At 59.9% G+C, this 18,153-nt stretch carries 16 protein-coding genes; all 16 read right to left on the bottom strand.

The features are described from left to right. Positions 1-127: 127 nt before the first annotated feature. The 16 genes from pseI to JFT81_RS11960 all read right to left on the bottom strand — a co-directional run bounded on the left by pseI (position 128) and on the right by JFT81_RS11960 (position 18,070). Positions 128-1,180, bottom strand: a complete 1,053-nt coding sequence (pseI, locus tag JFT81_RS11885; RefSeq protein ID WP_201227455.1) for a pseudaminic acid synthase — start codon at positions 1,178-1,180, stop codon at positions 128-130. Continuing rightward, on the bottom strand, positions 1,177-2,607 hold the full coding sequence (pseG, locus tag JFT81_RS11890; protein ID WP_201227456.1) for a UDP-2,4-diacetamido-2,4,6-trideoxy-beta-L-altropyranose hydrolase: 1,431 nt from the start codon (positions 2,605-2,607) through the stop codon (positions 1,177-1,179). Before pseG ends, pseI begins: the two co-directional genes overlap by 4 nt. Next, a complete protein-coding gene (gene pseF / locus JFT81_RS11895) occupies positions 2,604-3,299 on the bottom strand; it encodes a pseudaminic acid cytidylyltransferase (RefSeq protein ID WP_201227457.1) in 696 nt (231 codons plus the stop codon). Before pseF ends, pseG begins: the two co-directional genes overlap by 4 nt. Further along, positions 3,296-3,916 (bottom strand): pseudaminic acid biosynthesis-associated methylase, encoded by a 621-nt coding sequence (locus JFT81_RS11900; RefSeq protein ID WP_201227458.1) that lies wholly within the window; start codon positions 3,914-3,916, stop codon positions 3,296-3,298. The genes pseF and JFT81_RS11900 overlap by 4 nt, the downstream gene beginning before the upstream one ends. 31 nt (positions 3,917-3,947) lie before the next feature. After that, positions 3,948-5,105 (bottom strand): UDP-4-amino-4,6-dideoxy-N-acetyl-beta-L-altrosamine transaminase, encoded by a 1,158-nt coding sequence (pseC, locus tag JFT81_RS11905; RefSeq protein WP_201227459.1) that lies wholly within the window; start codon positions 5,103-5,105, stop codon positions 3,948-3,950. After that, positions 5,102-6,103 carry a UDP-N-acetylglucosamine 4,6-dehydratase (inverting) gene (gene pseB, locus JFT81_RS11910; RefSeq protein ID WP_201227460.1) on the bottom strand — a complete coding sequence of 334 codons (1,002 nt, stop codon included), beginning with the start codon at positions 6,101-6,103 and terminating at the stop codon, positions 5,102-5,104. Before pseB ends, pseC begins: the two co-directional genes overlap by 4 nt. 30 nt (positions 6,104-6,133) lie before the next feature. Continuing rightward, complete coding sequence (locus JFT81_RS11915) at positions 6,134-9,049, bottom strand: TIGR00180 family glycosyltransferase (RefSeq protein WP_201227461.1); 2,916 nt, start codon at positions 9,047-9,049, stop codon at positions 6,134-6,136. 55 nt (positions 9,050-9,104) lie between these two features. Further along, a complete protein-coding gene (locus tag JFT81_RS11920; RefSeq protein WP_093439633.1) occupies positions 9,105-9,842 on the bottom strand; it encodes a cephalosporin hydroxylase family protein in 738 nt (245 codons plus the stop codon). Positions 9,843-9,859: 17 nt separating this feature from the next. Further along, positions 9,860-10,930, bottom strand: coding sequence for a class I SAM-dependent methyltransferase (locus tag JFT81_RS11925; protein WP_201227462.1), 1,071 nt, complete (start codon positions 10,928-10,930; stop codon positions 9,860-9,862). Next, positions 10,927-11,778, bottom strand: a complete 852-nt coding sequence (locus JFT81_RS11930; protein WP_201227463.1) for an NAD(P)-dependent oxidoreductase — start codon at positions 11,776-11,778, stop codon at positions 10,927-10,929. Before JFT81_RS11930 ends, JFT81_RS11925 begins: the two co-directional genes overlap by 4 nt. After that, positions 11,775-13,001 (bottom strand): class I SAM-dependent methyltransferase, encoded by a 1,227-nt coding sequence (locus JFT81_RS11935; RefSeq protein WP_201227464.1) that lies wholly within the window; start codon positions 12,999-13,001, stop codon positions 11,775-11,777. Before JFT81_RS11935 ends, JFT81_RS11930 begins: the two co-directional genes overlap by 4 nt. Continuing rightward, the gene (gene rfbC / locus JFT81_RS11940) at positions 12,998-13,558 is read right to left on the bottom strand and encodes a dTDP-4-dehydrorhamnose 3,5-epimerase (RefSeq protein ID WP_201227465.1); all 561 of its coding nucleotides are present in this window, start codon (positions 13,556-13,558) and stop codon (positions 12,998-13,000) included. Before rfbC ends, JFT81_RS11935 begins: the two co-directional genes overlap by 4 nt. Continuing rightward, on the bottom strand, positions 13,555-14,637 hold the full coding sequence (gene rfbG / locus JFT81_RS11945; protein WP_201227466.1) for a CDP-glucose 4,6-dehydratase: 1,083 nt from the start codon (positions 14,635-14,637) through the stop codon (positions 13,555-13,557). Before rfbG ends, rfbC begins: the two co-directional genes overlap by 4 nt. Beyond that, positions 14,619-15,392, bottom strand: a complete 774-nt coding sequence (rfbF, locus tag JFT81_RS11950) for a glucose-1-phosphate cytidylyltransferase (protein WP_201227467.1) — start codon at positions 15,390-15,392, stop codon at positions 14,619-14,621. Before rfbF ends, rfbG begins: the two co-directional genes overlap by 19 nt. A gap of 255 nt (positions 15,393-15,647) precedes the next feature. Further along, a complete protein-coding gene (locus tag JFT81_RS11955; protein ID WP_201227468.1) occupies positions 15,648-17,633 on the bottom strand; it encodes a calcium-binding protein in 1,986 nt (661 codons plus the stop codon). Positions 17,634-17,896: 263 nt separating this feature from the next. Beyond that, positions 17,897-18,070: a hypothetical protein gene (locus tag JFT81_RS11960; protein ID WP_201227469.1), complete on the bottom strand. Its 174-nt coding sequence runs from the start codon at positions 18,068-18,070 to the stop codon at positions 17,897-17,899. Positions 18,071-18,153: the final 83 nt, after the last annotated feature.

Here is an 18,153-nt window from a genome sequence, read left to right on the forward strand (position 1 = left end):
AGCGCGAAGGGCTATCACTGCAACCAGAAACGGTCCAGGCGCCATCTCCCCGATCAATACAATACAGTGAAGATGCGCGTTATGACTCGCAGGTCACGCTATTTTGCCGAATCGGTGGCAGATCGGGTTATTCGACCAACGACCAATCCAGCGGCGTGCCGCGCTTGATTGGCGCGCGAGCGCGGCGGCCAAGGACTGCGTTGGTGTGCTTGGGCGGCAGACCGAGGCCGGGACGAATGGCGCGCAGATTGGCGGCGGTGAAGGGCTCACCGGCAGCCATGTCGGCGGTAACGTACAGCGAACGGCGATACACCACCGACTTCAACTCGGCCTCGGTGGCACCGTATTGCACCTGCCCGAGGGCTTGCCAGGCACGTTCGGTTTCCAGCACCAGACTGGCCATCTCCGCCGGTTCCAGCGAGAAACTCGCGTCGACCCCGCCTGCCGAACGGTCAAGCGTGAAGTGTTTCTCCACCACGGTCGCGCCAAGTGCCACGGCCGCCACCGACACGCCGACACCCATCGAGTGGTCGGACAACCCCACCTCGCAGCCGAACAACTCACGCAAATGCGCGATTGTGCGCACGTTGCTGTTCAGCGGCGTTGCCGGGTAAGTGCTGGTGCATTTGAGCAGCACCAGATCCTTGCAGCCGGCCTCGCGGGCGGCGCGCACGGTTTCATCGAGTTCAGCGATGCTGGCCATGCCGGTAGAAATAATCAACGGTTTGCCGGTGGCGGCGACACGGCGGATCAGCGGCAGATCGGTGTTTTCAAAACTGGCGATCTTGTACGCCGGCACGTCGAGACTTTCGAGAAAATCTACGGCCGTGTCATCAAACGGCGTCGAGAACGCGAGCATCCCCAACTCCTTGGCCCGAGCGAAAATCGGCGCATGCCATTCCCAGGGCGTATGGGCTTTCTCATACAGATCGTAAAGCGAAGTCCCCGCCCACAAACTGCCAGGATCCTTGATGAAGAACTCGCCTTCAGCCAGATCCAGGGTCATGGTTTCGGCGGTGTAGGTTTGCAGCTTCAAAGCGTGCGCGCCGGCCTTGGCCGCGGCTTCGACGATTTGCAGCGCCACATCCAGCGACTGGTTATGGTTGCCGCTCATCTCGGCGATGATGAACGGCGGCGCATCGGCACCAATCAGACGGTCGCCAATCTTGAAACTGCTCATGTGCGGTGTTCCTTCAAAACCTTGGTGAGCGCGCAGGCATTCTGGCTGAAGCCGGCGTCGCGAAATACCTTCAATGAGGCACGATTGTCCGGCAACACCCGCGCCCTAATGGCGGTCAGTTGCGGCCAGTGCGCACGGACAAACAACTCGCCACGCGCCAGTAGCGCCCTGCCCCAGCCGAGACCGATTCGCTGATCAAGCAGGGACAGCGAGACTTCGGCCTCGAGGCCGCGCAAGTCATAGCGCAACACGCCGACCGGGCCGTCATCGGCCTCGGCGATCAACAACAAGTGCTGCGGATTGCGCAGACTGGCGCTCATCCCGTCGAGCAACAGTGGCGCATCGTCCAGCGTCGCCGGACGCAATTTGAGCACTGCACCGGCCATCGCCGCGGCGACCCGCAATGCGCCACACCCGTCGACCAGTTGCCGCGAACGTTCGGCCAGGCTCTGACGCAGATAATGATTGCCCGCGACGAAGCCAATGGCATCACGCAACTGCTCGACACTGACCTGCTCGCTGGCACCCATGAACACATGCGCGCCAGCGGCCGCCATCACTTCGCCGTTGACCTGTTGGTTGTTCGAGACGGCAATGCAGATCGTCGGCAACCCCAGCGCCGCGCGCTCCCAACTGGTACCACCACCAGCGCCGATAAACAGATCGGCCTCGGCCATGCGCCGATGGAAGTCACTGACAAAACTGTGCAGGCGCCAGTGTGGCCGCGTCTCGGCCAAGGCCTGCATTTGCGCCCATGCCGGATTATCGGCACCCGCGACGAAGTCCACCTCCAGTTCAGGAAAATCCACCAGCGCCAGCATCGCGTGATGTGTTTGCATCGCCGCGTCGAAACCGCCGAAGTTCACCAATACTTGCCGCGCCTTGGCTTTGATCTCGATAGCCGGACAGTTGAACTCCTCACGCAACATGGCAAAGCGCGGGCCGAGCAGTGTACGGCAGCCATCGGGCAGCAGCGGCGCGTAGTTCTCGCTGAGGCCGGAGAGATTCTGATTGAGCAGCAGATCAACGCTGTAGCGTCGGGTGGCGAGATCGTCGACCGCAGCGATGCGCGGCGCCCAACGGCGCGCGGCGGTTTGCCAGTGATGATCGAGGCCGTAGTGATCGACGATGATCCAGTCGAATTCGGCGTGACCTGCCAGCAACGTGCCCAACGCATCTATGTCGGCTTGCCACGGCAACATCGATTCGATGGCTTGTTGCGGGTCTTCACCGGGGTAGAAGTCCGGTAGCGCGAAGGTTTCGAAACCCTCGTCGCGCAACACATCGAGCCGATGCCCTGGCAAGCGTCGGCAGGCAAACGCAACATGACTGCCGTGCTTGCGCAGCACGCGAGCCAGGGTCAGGCACCGGGCAATATGGCCACTGCCGATGGTCGGCGAGGCGTCGGCGCGAATCAGGATTCTCATTGCAGCTCTCCGCCGGCCTTGAGCGCAGCGTAAAGGTATTCGGCACGCTTCCAGTCTTCGGGGGTGTCGATGTCCTGCACCAGATGCCGGGGCAGAATCACTGGCAGACTCGCCGGCGAATAAACCACTTCGCCGTGCAACCACGCGTCGCTGCGCCCCCAGTAAAACTGGCCGGCATCCTGAAACGCTTCGGGCAGATCCTGCGAACGGGTATTGCGAAACTCCGGGTACAACGCCGTAAGCGCGCCCTGCCCGTCGAGTGTCAGCGCACGCTGCACCGGGAAACCGAAGCTGCACACCGAGAAGGCGAAAGACTTGTCCGGATGCTGCTCCAGCCGTTCAAACCCTTCACGCAGATAACGCGCCTGCAACAACGGCGCCGTGGCGTACACGCAACAGGCGTAATCGAAGGGCGGCAGTTGCTGCAAGGCATGCACGATCACCGCTGCGGTGCCGGTGAAATCATCGGCCAGTTGCGCCGGGCGCAGGAACGGCACCTCGGCGCCATGTGCCCGCGCCACGTCGGCAATCTCTGCGTCGTCGGTGCTGACCACAACTTGATCGAACAAGCCTGAATCCAGTGCAGTACGGATCGAGCGGACAATCATCGGCACGCCGTCGAACGGCGCAAGATTCTTGCGCGGGATGCGTTTGCTGCCCCCTCGGGCCGGGATGATTGCGACGTTGCTCAAGAGCGTTTTTCCAGCAGGAACCAAGTGATATCGTCCGCCGGGAATTGTCGGTCGCGATGATAGACGAAGCCGTAATCGAGCAATTGCAGATCCGGGTAGCGATCCAGCATTTCGCCAGCAAAATCGCGCTTGAACAGTTTGCCGCTGTTGCCGTGATAGACCACTTCCACTGGTGCAGGGTTGTAGTACTCGGCGATCAGGATGTAGCGCCGACTCAATTCGTACAACTGCGCATACGCGGTCGGCAACAGCTCCGGCGCCAGATGGATCAGCACGCCTTTGCTCAGTGTCAGGTCATAGCTGCGCTCACGCGGGAAGTCGAACAGCGAACCGTGCCAGATCTGTGCGATCTGCAGTGCTCGGGCCTGAGCATAAGCGCTTTCATTGATCTCGACGCCGAACAATTCGCAGCGCGGCAACAGTTGATGCAGCGCCTGCAAACTGTTGCCGGCATTGGTGCCCAACTCCATCAGGCTCTCGATCTTGCCGGTGCGGTTCAGCGCCTTGGCGAACAACGCCAGATTGGCCGCCACCAAGGGTTGACTGACGTTACGGTCGACCCACTGATTGCCGAACTCGCCCTGCCAGAACTTTTCCTGCTCACTCAGATCACGCATTGCGGATACCCATCCACCGCCGCAGCGGCAATTATTCGGTCAGCCGGCGCAATTGCTCGACCACATAATCCTGCTGCTCATCGCTCAGCAATGGGAACAATGGCAGGCTGATCGCTTCAGCGTAATAGCGTTCAGCCTCAGGAAAATCGCCCTCGGCAAAACCCAGGTCTTGATAGTAGGGCTGCAAATGCACGGGAATATAGTGCAGATTCACGCCGACGCCGGCCGCGCGCAAGCCTTCAAAGACCTGGCGATGACTGAGGCTGATTCGATCCGTCTGCAAGCGAATCACATACAAATGCCAGGCCGACTCTGCGTCAGGTTGAGCGCTCGGCAACGTCACCGGCAAGTACGCCAGCAGACGCTCGTAACGCGCCGCCAGCTCACGGCGTCGAGCGATGAAACCCTGCAGTTTTGCCAGTTGCGACAAACCCAGCGCAGCTTGCAGATCAGTGATGCGGTAATTGAAGCCCAGCTCGATCTGCTGGTAATACCAGGGGCCGTGACTGGCCTCAGTCATCTGTTGCGGATCGCGGGTCATGCCGTGGCTGCGCAAGCGTTGCAGACGCTCGGCCAGTTCCGGGCGATTGGTCAGGACCATGCCGCCCTCGGCGCTGGTGATGATTTTCACCGGGTGGAAACTGAACACTGTCATCGCCGCGAATTGACCACAGCCGACCGGGCGCCCTGCATAGGACGCACCGACCGCGTGCGAAGCATCTTCGATCACGGTGAAGTTGTAGCGTTCAGCCAGTTCGGCAATCCGCCGCATGTCGCAGCTCTGTCCGGAAAACGCCACGGCCACCAGCACTTTTGGCAAGGTGCCGTCCTGCTCGGCCTGATCCAGCTTCGCCGCCAGCGCGAAAGCATCGAGGTTCCAGGTCAGCGGATCGATGTCGACGAAATCCACGTCCGCGCCGCAATAGCGCCCGCAGTTGGCCGAAGCCAAAAAGGTATTTGGCGTGGTCCACAAGCGATCACCCGGCCCAAGCCCCGCCGCCAGGCAAGCAATGTGCAGCGCCGCCGTGGCGTTACACACCGCCACGGCGAAATCAGCCTGGCAGCGTTCGGCCATGGCCTGTTCGAAACGCTCGATGGTCGGTCCCTGAGTCAGCCAGTCCGACTGCAGCACGTCGACGACTGCATCGATGTCCGACTGATCGAGACTTTGCCGACCGTAAGGAATCATGCCGACAGCTTCGCGTGCAGATCGGCGATTTGACCAACCGAGAGGAAATGCGGATTGGTGTCGGAACGATATTCAAAGTCCTCGCCCACTGCACGCCCCTGCTCACCCAGTCTATCGACGGCAAAATCGACGTCGACGCTGGTGAAGCGAATCGACGGCTGGATCGTGTAGTGGTCTTCGAACTCCAACGTCATTCGCGCATCGTCCAGCGGCACCATCAGCTCATGGAGCTTTTCTCCCGGACGAATGCCGACGTTCTTGTGCGGCAGATGATCGGCCATGCCACGTGCCAGATCGACGATGCGAATCGACGGAATCTTCGGCACGAACACTTCGCCGCCGTGCATGCGCGCAAAGCTGTCGAGCACGAACTGCACGCCGTGATCCAGAGTGATCCAGAAGCGCGTCATGCGTTCATCGGTGATCGGCAACTCTTGGGCGCCGTCGGCAATCAGTTTGCTGAAGAACGGCACCACCGAACCACGCGAGCCGGCCACGTTGCCGTAGCGCACCACGGCAAAACGGGTTTCCTGCTCACCGGCAATGTTATTGGCGGCGACGAACAGTTTGTCCGAGAGCAACTTGGTCGCACCGTACAGGTTGATCGGGCTGGCCGCCTTGTCAGTGGACAGCGCCACGACCTTCTTCACACCGTTATCGATCGCTGCGGCGATGATGTTTTCCGCGCCGTTGACGTTGGTGCGGATGCATTCGGTCGGGTTGTATTCCGCCGCCGGCACTTGCTTCAGCGCAGCGGCATGCACCACGTAGTCGATGCCGCGCATGGCCTGACGCAGACGGTCAGCGTCACGCACGTCACCAATGAAATACCGCATGCACGGCGCGTTGAACGTCTGCTGCATTTCGTATTGCTTGAGTTCATCGCGCGAGAACACCACCACCCGCTTGGGCTGATATTGCTCCAGCAGGCGGCGGATGAAATTGCGCCCGAAGGAGCCGGTGCCGCCGGAGATGAAGATCGATTTACCGTTGAACATGTCTGAATTCCTGTGTCCTGCCTGCCTGGCTTAGCCGAGCAACTGTGCCCAATTGACCGAGGCACTTTCACCGAGGACAAAACCTTTGCCGCGCAGGGCCAGGTTGGCGTTGTATGCCGGATCCTGCGCGAAGGCGCTGCTCCATTTTTCACGCAGTGCAGCCAATGTCTGCGGCACTTGCGGCAGCTCGCCGGTGTGCAGCACCTGTACCGACGGCGTCCACACGGTGAGATAACCGGCCTGACCGGCCTTGAGGCACAGATCGACGTCGCTGAAGCCGTCGGCAAAGGTCACTTCGTCGAGGCCACCAAGCGCTTCGAACAACTCTTTGCCCACCATCAGACACACTTTCGAAACCGCCGAATAGTTCTGCTCCACCACCAAACGATGCATATAGCCTTCGGCTGCATGTTTTTCGCCAACGAAGGCCGAACCGATGTCACCGTTGAACCCGAGGATCAGACCGGCCTGGGAGATTTTGCCGTCACGGTCGACCAATTTGGCCCCGACAATCCCGACTTCAGGGCGCAAGGCATGGTTGAGCAGCGATTCAATCCAGTTCGGGTTGACCACTTCGCTGTCAGGCGTCATCAGCACCAGATATTCGCCCTGAGCCTCCTGGCTGGCAGCGTTACACAGCGCCGCATCATTCAACGGCTGATCGGCCCTCAGCACACGCACTTTGGCGTTTTGCAGCGAGCCTAGCCAGTCGTTGATATCTGCCGACTGATTGGGGTTTAACGCGATCAACACTTCATAGCGCGTGTATCGGGTCCGGAGCAATATGCCGTCGAGGCAGCGTTGCAGCTCGGCAAGATTGTTACCGGCAGGCAAAATGACCGAGACCTGCGGCTGTTGGGCATGCCGGTAATCGATCTGCCAGGTGCCTGGCAACGCCGAAGTAATTCTTGCCTTATAGCCGCGATTGCCCAGATGGCGCATTAACGCCTGGCGCTCGTGGGCATTCTCTTCCAGCACCGGCGCCTGGGAAATCAGCAACGGTTCGTCGAGATGCGCCATACCGCCGAGACCGCCCTGCTCAATGATGCGCAGGAGCAAATCGAATTCCAGCGCATCGCGAAAATCAGCCTGATAACCGCCGACGTCGAGCAGCACATCGCGGCGGATCAACCAGTGGCGCGCCATCAGCGATGGAATGCTTTGCAGCAGGTCAAGATTGAAACCCGGACGGAACACGTCAACCAGCGCGCCCTTATCGGTGCGCACGATCTCATCGGTGGCAACGGCTCGCAGATCAGTGGCGGACAGCAACTCCAGGCTGGCGCGTAGCAGGCCTCCAGCCGTGAATTCGTCACCTGCCTGGGCCAACAGCACCCACTCGCACGGTGTTTGGCCAGCACTCTGATTGAGTTTCTCGACAACGTTGCTCGGGGTAACCCGGACGAAGTGCAGGGTGTTTTGTGCGGTGGTCGCCGCCGGTGCTTCGCCGGTGGTGAATACGACAATTTTGAAAGCTTTGCAGTGACCCTCAAGCAAGCTGTCGAGAGTGACCTGCAACTTGTCGATATCGTTGTCCAGATCCAACAGGAAAATCGCGAATTGCGGGCCGCCATCATTGGCTGCCAGATGCCGGGCTATCGAGTCGATCTGCTCAACCGCAGGCTGACGCGACGCCAGCCAGTTGAGCAGACGGCCGGACTGCATGGTGTTGAAGACGGCATGATGATCATCGCCCGTCAGTGCCTCGAGGCGGGTAATCCACGCCTGCATGATCTGCGCTTCTTCGTCCTGCCCCATCAATTCGAGTTGAGCTGCCAGACGCTTGACGACCAGACGGTTGAACGCATTGAGGTCATGCGCCTGCCACAAACGATCCAGCACACTTTCCGCCGTGTCGTTGTTGCGAGCCTGCAACAGATGAGCCTGGCGAGTCCAGATGCCCTCTAGCCCTTCCAGTTGAATGCGGCCGGCCGGCATCGCGTGCAGCATGAATTCGAACTGCGTCAGACGGTCGAAGAATGCCTGGTTGTAAAACGGCATTTCGACGTATTGCAACGGTCCGAAACGGCGATCCGGAACCTTGAGTGACTGATTCCAGGTGGACTGAAAAATCAGCTCCGCCGTCAAGGCTCGACCGGACTCCAGGCTGTCGGTCATCGCTGCAAAACTTTGAAAGGCGAACGCCTTGCCCTCTTGGGCATCAAGCCCCTGAATACCGGTAGGCAGCGTTGCCAGGAACTCGGCAAAGGCTTCACGCTCGGCCACCGATTTTGCATCGATGTACGTCAGCGAGTGATACACCTCTGTGTTGTGCTCGGAGCTGCCATAGTTGATCTCGCGCACCACATAGGGAATGGGCAGGATTCGCGCCTTGGCATTGGCCAGCATGAAATAGACGTGACCGATTTCCTGCCACTGAAAACTGGTGCCGGAGGGTAATGCCGCATACCACTGTTTCATCAAGTCAGTGCGGTGCACAGCGTAAAACGGCGGCACGTACTGATGCATGTAATCCAGGACCCGTTCCTGAGCACACTCGGACGAATAGTCTTCCTGTACTTTCTTGTCGCGACGGTAGTAACTCACACCGCCGGCAAGCGTCACGTACATCAGGCAATAGCCGTGGCACATACCGTAATCGTGGTTCGCTTCCAGAAAACCGACGGACTCGGCCAACGAATCGTGCAGGATGAAGTCATCGTCGGCCGCCAGCACCATATACGGCGTGGTCAATTGCTCGACACCGTAGTTCAGTTTCGCCTGCATTCCCCAATAAGCGAACTGCGGCACGTGATGGTAATCAACCGCAGAAAAATCGCCTTCAGGCCGTTCTGGAGTGGAGTCCAGCACCATGATTTTGCAGGGCAAGCTGCTGTAATACTTCACTGCCCGACGTATAAACGCCGGTCGATTGTGAGTAAACAGCACCACCGTCAACAACTCATTGAGTGGCAGCGCTTGTTCAGAACTGTACTTGCCTTGCATAACCTCTCCCCACAACCGGCGATTCGCCAAAATGACGCTTGGATAATGTTGCGAATTAACGGACGCGACGCAGATAGCCGTCCGGCGCCACGGTGATCAACAGCTTGTTCTGCAACTGCTGGTCGATCTCGAAATCCTGGTTCTCTTCAAGGTATTTCCACACGGCGGTTTTCGGGTTGTCGCCCGGGCCCCATGGACGGTCCGGAAAGAAATCGGCCGGCATGTCTTCAACCACGGTATCCATCACCACGCAGTAACTGTCGACCGACACCAGCGGTGCGTACAGACGCAGCTCTTCCAGTACGTGATCGTGGGTGTGGTTGGAATCGAGCACCAGGATGACTTTCTTGCCCTTGGCCGCAGCCTGCACCTGGGCGGCAATGCCGGCGTCGATGCTCGAGCCTTCGATCATCTTGATGCGCTTGGCCATCGGGTGGCTTTCGATCGCTTCGCGGTTGTGCGGACGGATATCGAGGTCGATGCCCAGCACTTCGCCATGACCTTGCAGTTCCAGCAGGGACGCGTAGTAGATGATCGAACCGCCGTGGGCGATGCCGCACTCGATGACCAGATCCGGTTTGACCTGCCAGATGATCTCCTGCATCGCCATCATGTCTTGTGGCAACTGGATGATCGGGCGGCCCATCCACGAGAAGTGGTAGCTGTATTTGTGTTTGGCCGATTCGTTGAAGAAATCACGGGCCAGGCCAGTGAGTTTCTGGTCGTCACCTTGCTGGGCAATCTGCTCGCGGCATTCGGCTTCGAAGGCTTGGTTGATGCTGTTGTCGGTCATGTTCAAAGTCTCAATGGTCACTGGAACGAAGCGCTATCGACGGCGTGATAGACGTAGCGTCCACCAGTCATCCGCTTGATTTCTTCGAGGTAATTGGAGTTCATCACAAACAGGTTGGCGCCTTCCGGCAGCGCGTCCATGGCCTCTTGCGGCGAGGACACGCGGGCTCCGCTCAGCGGCAGATAACGGCCCTGCTTGGCCGGGTTGATGTCCACCACACGATCCACCGCCACGCCCGCGCGTTGCAGGAACAGCGAATAGATCACGCCTTTGGACGAGGCACCCCAGATCGCCGAACCCTGCTCGGGTGCGGACTGGATGATCTGCACGGCGCGGTCGAGGCTGGCGGTGAAGCCTTCTGGCAGCGTCAGGCGTGGCACCGGTTGTTCCGGGGTCAGGCGCAACGTCGAAAGGTCGGCGACGATGTACAGGTATTGGCCACCGAACAGGTGACCGGCCTCGTGCACGGTGCCGAACATTCGGCGCAGGTCATCGAGGCGGAAATAATTGACGTGCTCGTAGAACAGGTCGAACCAGGCTTTGTGTTCAAGGATCCAGTCAAAGCACGGCACTTCGATGTAGATCTGCCCGCCCTGATTGGCTTCGGCGATCACCGAGAGGAAACTCACCGGGTCCTCAATGTGCTCAAGCACATGGCGCAGCACGATGGCATCCGCCGCCAGACCCAGGCCGCGAGTGAACGGTGCCTTGATCACGTCGGTGTTCTCGCCTTCGTACGCCGGGTCGATGCCGGTGATCGAGTAACCGAGACCTTTGAGCAACTCAAGGAAGTAGCCCTTGCCGCAGCCGACCTCGATCAGCTCCTGACCCTTGAAATGCTTGGCGATGATGCCTTCAACGTCGCGCAGGTGTTGCTGGAACTGGCCCGAATGCGCCTGCTCGTTCTGGTAGTCGGCGTCATAGCTCAACTTGTTGGCGTCGAACGCAGCATTGAAGATCAGGCCGCTGCGCTCGTCCTGCACCAGCAGCATGTCGGCGCTGGCCGAGGCCTGTGCCGACTCGGGATCGGCAAAGGTGCGGTTCTGCAACACCGGCAGGTCGGTGACCCGATACAGCTCGTGCCTCATTGCGACTCTCCCAACAACTGTTGCAAACGCTCGGTCACCGCCCAGAACGCCAACGGTTCGTGGGTCGGATAAGGGTAGTGGCCGAGGTTCAGATTCAAGTTCGCGCCGCGTTCGCGCAGACGCTGTTCGACCAGCGCCCGCACCGATACCGGTTGGCCGCTGGCGCAGTTGATTACGCCATCGAAATCACGTCGCTGGAGGACGCTGGCAAGATGACCGGCGGCGGTTTCAATCGGCAGAAAATCGCGCAACTGTTCGCCGGCCGACATGTTGAACGCCTGATCCCCGGCATCGATCGCCCGGTCCAGTGCCGCCAACAGACTGTTGGGGTTCTGCCCTTCGCCATGCAGATAGAACAGTCGCGCCCATTGCAGGGTGAACGGCTGCTCTTGCGCCAGGTTCTGCAAAAACAGGTGCAAGGTGTGCTTGGCCAGACCGTAGGGATTGCTCGGTTGCGGCTCGGTCTGCTCGCTGAGCGGGCCGCTTTGCATGCCGTATTCGAAGCACGTGCCGGTCACCAGCACTTGCTTCACGCCGGCCTCGACCGCGCTTTTGATAAAGCGGTAATCGGCCATCAGGTTGTGCTCGAAGTGGAACAGCGCCCGATAGTTCGGCAACCCCGGCCAGGCCAGATGCGCAAGAACGTCGATGCCATCGGTGAGCGCTGCTGTGTCCAACTCAGGCGCGTGAATATCCGCCGAGACGAACTCGACGTCGTTGATCCACGGCATGCCCTGCGCCGTTTCTGCGTTGCGCGCCACTGCGCGCACGGTGCAACCACGCGCCAGCAACGCCGCAACCAGATGCCGACCGACGAAGCCCGTGGCTCCAGTCACCAGAACCTTCACAGCACGTTCAACTCAGGCACGGCGATCACGAAGCGCCCGTCCCATTGACGCACTTGCGCCAATTGCTGGCTGACTTCGTGCAGCAGGTTCCACGGCAGCACCAGCACGTAATCCGGTTTCTCGATGTCGATCTGCGCGGGCGCCACAATTGGAATGCGACTGCCCGGCATAAACTTGCCTTGCTTGTGCGGGTTGGCATCGGCCACCCACGCGAGCAGGTCCGGTTTGACCCCGGCGTAGTTGAGCAAGGTGTTGCCCTTGGCGGCAGCGCCGTAGCCGACCACTCGCTTGCCGTCGGCCTTGGCCTGCAACAGAAAGCGCAGGAGTTCATGCTTGATGCGCTCAGCGGCGGGCGCGAGGGTTGCGTAGTACTCAGCGGTTTTCACGCCAGCGTCGAGCTCGGCCTGCAACTGCTGTTGCACCGCTGGCTGCACGGCACGGCGTTCGCCGTCCTTGCGCTGGACGAACACCCGCAACGATCCGCCGTGAGTGCTCAACTGGCTGACATCGAACACTTCCAGACCGTTGCGTTCACACAGCGTCTGCACGGCAGTCAGTGACAGATAGGAATAGTGCTCGTGATACAGCGTGTCGAACTGCGCGCCGGCCATCAGCGTCAGCAGTTGTGGGAATTCGAAGGTAGCGACGCCGGTCGGCTTGAGCAGCGTGGCGAAACCACAGAGAAAGTCGTTGATGTCCGGCACATGCGCGAGCACATTGTTGGCCGCCATCAAATCGGCGCCCCAGCCCTCGCCTTTCAACTGCGCGGCGGTGTCACGACCAAAGAACAGTTCGCGAATCTCCAGACCTTTTTCTCGTGCCGCTTGCGCGGTGCTGCGGGTCGGCTCAACACCGAGGCACGGAATGCCCCGCGCGGCGACGTATTGCAGCAGGTAACCATCGTTGGCGGCGACTTCAACCACGCGGCTGTCGGCAGTCAGGCCAAAGCGCTCGACCATCTCGGCGACATAGCGCTCGGCATGCGCCAGCCAGGTACTGGAGAACGAACTGAAGTACGCGTATTCGGCGTCGAACAGGCTGTCGGCGCTGGTGTAATCCTCGGTCTGCACCAGCCAGCATTGTTGGCACACGGCGACCTTCAGCGGAACCCATTGCTCGGCCTGTTCCAGGCGATCGGCATGCACGTAGGCGTTGGACGGTGGTGAGGTGCCAAGATCAATCAGCGGCAGGCTCAGCGGTGCGGCGCACCCACGGCAGTTCATAGACGCACTCCAGCAAAGTGTTGATCGAGCGCGGGATGGCTGGAATCACGCGCTGACAAATTATTGACAGGCAACGGCCAGGCAATCGCCAGCCGTGGATCGTTCACCGACAGACCGCCCTCGTGCTCCGGCGTGTAATCGGCGCTGTGCAGGTAAAGCAATTCGGCGTCTTCGGTCAGCGTCTGGAAACCGTGGGCGAACCCGGCCGGGATCAACAGGCTGCGGCCATCACCGGCCTTCAGATGCTCAGCGTGCCAATGCAGAAACGTCTCGGAATCGGGACGCAAATCGACCGCCACATCCCACACCTCACCGCGCAGGCAGGTGATCAGCTTGGCTTCCGGCGCGTTGGCATTCTGGTAATGCAGACCGCGCACACTGCCCTTCTCGCGAGTGCAGGAATGGTTGATCTGGCGGATATGAAATTCGCTGCCGAATGCGCTCAGACTGCCCTCGCAGAACAGTCGGGCGAAGTGCCCGCGCTGATCTTCGAAGCGTTTGTGCTGGACGCTGAACAGGCCGGCCAGCGGCAGCGCGTGCAAGGAAAACTCGCTCACAGCGCGCCTCGGTACAGGTTCAGTTGACCGAGGGTAACGGCGCGCATGTCATCGCCGTTTTGCCACGCCAGATGCCAGTCGAGGGTCTGGGTCAGGCATTGCTGCAAGGTCCAGCGTGGTTGCCAGCCGAGTACCTGGCGTGCGCGACTGCTGTCCAGACGCAGCAGGCCGGCCTCGTGCAGTTCGCTCGGTTCGATACGCAAACCGCGCGCCTGCGGCCAACGACTGGCGAGCAACTCGACCACTTCGCCGACGCTGCACATGTCCGCCTCGCCCGGGCCGAAGTTCCACGCCCCGGCATACTCCGGGCCTTGTTCGTAGAGACCGGCGGCCAGTTGCAGATAACCGGCCAGCGGCTCCAGCGCGTGCTGCCATGGGCGCACGGCTTGCGGGTAACGCAAGGTCACCGGCTCGTCGGCCGTCCAGGCTTTGAGCACGTCGGGGATCAGTCGCTCCGGGGCAAAATCACCGCCGCCCAGCACGTTGCCGGCACGCGCAGTGGCCAGGGCCAGACCGTGCTCGGCGTATTTGTCCGCCGGGAAGAAAGAAGCGGCATAAGACTGCGCCAACAGTTCGCAGCAAGCCTTGCTGCTGCTGTAAGGGTCGTGACCACCGAGGGCTTCGTCTTCGCGGTACGGCCACAGCCATTCCTTGTTGGCGTAGACCTTGTCGGTGGTCACCAGCACGCAGGCACGTACGCAACCGACCTGGCGAATCGCTTCGAGCAGGTTAAGCGTGCCCATCACGTTGCTGGAATAGGTACCGAGCGGATCACGGTAGCCTTCACGCACCAGCGGCTGGGCCGCCAGGTGCAGGACGATCTCAGGCTCGGTGTCGGCAATAATTTCCAGCAGCGCGCCGAGATCACGCAGGTCGCCGCGTTGATCGTTGATGCCGTCGGACACGCGCGCCAATTCGAACAGGCTCGGCTCGGTCGATGGATCAAGCGAAAAACCGCTGACATCAGCGCCGAGGCTTTGCAGCCACAAGGTCAGCCAACTGCCCTTGAAACCGGTATGTCCGGTGACCAGAACACGCTTGCCGCGCCAGAACTCCGGACTCAGGCCCATTGCTTCCATGGGGCCTCCCCGCTCAGCCACAGCGCTTCGAGGTGATTCTTGTCGCGCAGGGTGTCCATTGGATGCCAGAAGCCTTCGTGCTCGAAAGCCTTCAATTGTTCGTCCTGGGCCAGGCGGGCCAATGGCTCGGCCTCCCAAGTGGTTTCGTCGCCAGCAATGTACGGCAGCACTTTCGGCGACAGCACGAAGAAGCCGCCATTGATCCAGCCACCATCACCGCGGGGTTTTTCGGTGAAACCGAGGACCTGATCGCCCTGGCGCTCGAGGGCACCGTAGCGTCCCGGCGGTTGCACGGCCGTCACGGTCGCGAGACGGCCGTGCGCCTTGTGGTAATCGACCAACTGACGAATGTTCAGATCGGACACGCCGTCGCCGTAGGTGAAGCAGAACGCCTCTTCATCCTTGAGGTAACGGCCGGCACGCAGCAGACGGCCACCGGTCATGGTTTCCTCGCCGGTGTCGATGAGCGTGACGCTCCAGGGTTCGCTGTAATTCTGATGCACGTCCATGCGGTTTTCACGCATGTTGAAGGTGACGTCGGAGGTGTGCAGGAAGTAGTTGGCGAAGAAGTCCTTGATCGCGTAGCCCTTGTAGCCAAGGCAAATCACGAAATCGTGAATTCCGTGCGCGGAATACTGCTTCATGATGTGCCAGAGAATTGGCTTACCGCCGATCTCGATCATCGGCTTGGGCTTAAGGTGCGACTCTTCACTGATGCGCGTGCCGAGGCCACCCGCCAAAATAACTGCCTTCATCGTCTCCCCTCTCGTTCGTCACCGGGCCGCGCATGGCTTTCTTGAGCTTTGCGGGCCTTCTGGCTAAACCTTTTGCCGCTTGCGGCGCCACTGCGATGACCGCGAGCGCTCGTTTTATGGCGATTTACAGGGGACTTGCAGGAAACGCGCCAGCTCCACAAGCCCCGCGTCAGCTGCGCGATGAGCCATGAAAAAAGGGATGAATCCATCAGTGGATTCATCCCTTTCCTTGCGCCAGGTCAACGGGTTGAACGATTAGCCGAACATGGCGAACGCATCACTGCTGGCCGGCAACTCAAAGGCCTGACCATCGGCGGTCTGGATGTGCTCGATGGTGTTGGACCCCGCGTACCAACCTGCCAGTTTCACGCCGTTATCCGGCACACCGTTGTTGCCGTCGTTGGCGCTGTGCAAATAGGCATCGTTGCCGATGCGAGTCACGCTCAGCTGGCTGGCGTTGGCAATCGTGTTGAGGATCAGCGTGTCATTCTGGTCCAGGCCCACATCCTGAATCGTCACCAGCCCGGTCGTGTTCACCACGTAGGTGTCATCGCCCTGACCGCCATAAGCTCTGCCGCCAGAGGTCGACTGACCGGCTAGATTGAGGATCAACAGATCATTGCCCTCGTCACCGAACAGCATGTAGTTGCGCCCCGTGCCGGTGAGGATATCGTTGCCTTCACCGCCCCTGGCCTGACCGCCGACCATGGTGATGGTGTCGTTGCCTTCGTCACCGCTGGCGGAACTGGTCACATCAAAGGCATCGCTGACGATGACGTCGTCACCCGCGCCTCCCGACAGCCGGTCGCTGGCATAGCCTTGAGTATCGAGTCCGGACGCCAGCCCGCCATAAATGTGGTCGTTGCCGTCACCGCCGTAAAGCATGTCGAAGCCAGCCCCACCCTCGAGAATGTTGTCGCCCGAATCGCCATACAATTGGTCGTCGAACTGACTGCCGCGCAGGCCTTCGATATCAATGTAGGTGTGGTAAACCGCGTCACCGCTGCGAGGGGCCCAGCCGAGAGAAGCTGTCAGTCCTTCCTTGCTGTCTGCGTAACTGACGATGTCGATGCCGGCACCGCCATTCAAGACATCCCACCCCTTACCACCGGACAACACGTCATTGCCGGCACCCGAAATGATGATGTTGCTCTCATCATTGCCGTAGCCAGTGAAGTCGCCAGTGCCGGTGTAGGTGAGGTTTTCAACGAACGCGCCCAGATGCAATTCCGACAGGTTGGTGTAGACCTGATCGGTACCGCCCATGTAACCCTCGATTTCCTCGACGGTCACGCCCACACTGTTAATCGTGTAGACGTCGTCACCCATGCCACCGGCCAAGGACAGGCCACCTGAATTGGCGGTGAAATGGTCGGCGCCTGACGAGCCGATCACCTTCTCCACATTCAGCAGGCTGGAGCCCGCGCCGACCTCAACAGTGACCGCGTCGAACGAGTTCTGATAGCTCACCGTGTCGTAGCCACCGGCACCATCAATGATCATCGCCTGTTCGGCGGGTTGATTGAGATAGATCAGATCATCAAAGCTAGAACCCTCAATGGCTTCAATACCGGTGAAGGTGTCGCCGTAGGCAATGGTCAGCCAGTCGTAGTTGGAGTAATCGTTGACCCTCACCCCTTCAAGACTGTCGCTGTAGCTGACCGTGTCGTAGCCATCACCGCCAACGAAGTGATCGGCTCCATCACCGCCCCACAGCCAGTCGTTACCGGCGCCACCGATGATCTCGTTGTCGGTGGCGCTGCCGTAAGCCTTGAAGTCACCGATGCCGGTGAACGTCAGCTTCTCGACGTACGCGCTCATTTTGATGCTGTTGAGGTTGGTGCGCAGCTCGTCGTAGCCACCCAGGTTTTCTTCGATGACGGTCACGTCCTCGGCACTGACGATGTAGACATCATCACCGCTACTGCCCTCCAGGGTCACGCCACCCACCGAACTGGCGAATGTGTCGTTGGCAAAGGTCCCGACGATCTTCTCTACGCCCACCAGCGTATCGACCTTGCCGTCAGGTCCGGCGACGGTAGTCGCGCCATTGGCCAGTTCGACATTGATCCCCGCAGCTATTGCGTAATAGTTCACGGTGTCGAAGCCTTCCCCGCCATCGAGCAGGTCCGATCCCGCACTTGCCAGCAGGACATCATCCGACTCCAGTCCATAGAGTTGGTCATTGCCATCGGTGCCCAACAGCACGTCCGCTTCACTTGTTCCATTCACTACTGCCATTTACGTCTTCCTTGCGTTGTTGTTGAAAGCGGATCTGTCGGCAGAGAGCGACCGTTCAATCGTGCAATCCCTGCCTGATAAATAAACGAATGAAATGCTATCGACTGCAAAAATCCAAACCTTGAGCCTGCACAGGAAAATGTTGCGACGGGTGTGTAAGAAATTTTCTCCAGATACAAGAAAGGGCGAACCCGGAGATCGGGTTCGCCCTCGGCAGCATTTCCTGCCCCCTCGATCCCGTTGCAGGAACGAGGGTGTTTGATTCAGCGATCAGCCAAACATGGCAGCGCGTCACTGTTGGCCGGCAGGTTGATGATTTCTCCATTCGCCGTCTGGATTTGCTCGAGGGTATCGGAACCGGCAAACCAGTCTTTAAGCTGCACACCTTCCTGCGGCGCTTCCCCCGGTTTGAAACTCGATCGGTGGCGATCAGACATCCTCGCGGCCAGCGCTCTAAACCCACGAATGTGTTGATATGCGCGAAGCTTGAGCCTCGGCAAAAAATGTATCGAGACCGATG

Source organism: Pseudomonas sp. TH43 (assembly GCF_016650635.1).
Classification (GTDB): domain Bacteria; phylum Pseudomonadota; class Gammaproteobacteria; order Pseudomonadales; family Pseudomonadaceae; genus Aquipseudomonas.

Coding starts and splice junctions, on each gene's coding strand:
- pseB (WP_201227460.1), bottom strand. CDS start 6,103: ATGTTCAACGGTAAATCGATCTTCATCTCCGGCGGCACCGGCTCCTTC.
- rfbG (WP_201227466.1), bottom strand. CDS start 14,637: ATGGAAGCAATGGGCCTGAGTCCGGAGTTCTGGCGCGGCAAGCGTGTT.
- JFT81_RS11935 (WP_201227464.1), bottom strand. CDS start 13,001: ATGAACTGCCGTGGGTGCGCCGCACCGCTGAGCCTGCCGCTGATTGAT.
- pseG (WP_201227456.1), bottom strand. CDS start 2,607: ATGAGAATCCTGATTCGCGCCGACGCCTCGCCGACCATCGGCAGTGGC.
- JFT81_RS11960 (WP_201227469.1), bottom strand. CDS start 18,070: ATGTCTGATCGCCACCGATCGAGTTTCAAACCGGGGGAAGCGCCGCAG.
- JFT81_RS11920 (WP_093439633.1), bottom strand. CDS start 9,842: ATGACCGACAACAGCATCAACCAAGCCTTCGAAGCCGAATGCCGCGAG.
- pseC (WP_201227459.1), bottom strand. CDS start 5,105: ATGATTCCTTACGGTCGGCAAAGTCTCGATCAGTCGGACATCGATGCA.
- pseI (WP_201227455.1), bottom strand. CDS start 1,180: ATGAGCAGTTTCAAGATTGGCGACCGTCTGATTGGTGCCGATGCGCCG.
- JFT81_RS11955 (WP_201227468.1), bottom strand. CDS start 17,633: ATGGCAGTAGTGAATGGAACAAGTGAAGCGGACGTGCTGTTGGGCACC.
- JFT81_RS11915 (WP_201227461.1), bottom strand. CDS start 9,049: ATGCAAGGCAAGTACAGTTCTGAACAAGCGCTGCCACTCAATGAGTTG.
- JFT81_RS11900 (WP_201227458.1), bottom strand. CDS start 3,916: ATGCGTGATCTGAGTGAGCAGGAAAAGTTCTGGCAGGGCGAGTTCGGC.
- rfbF (WP_201227467.1), bottom strand. CDS start 15,392: ATGAAGGCAGTTATTTTGGCGGGTGGCCTCGGCACGCGCATCAGTGAA.
- JFT81_RS11925 (WP_201227462.1), bottom strand. CDS start 10,930: ATGAGGCACGAGCTGTATCGGGTCACCGACCTGCCGGTGTTGCAGAAC.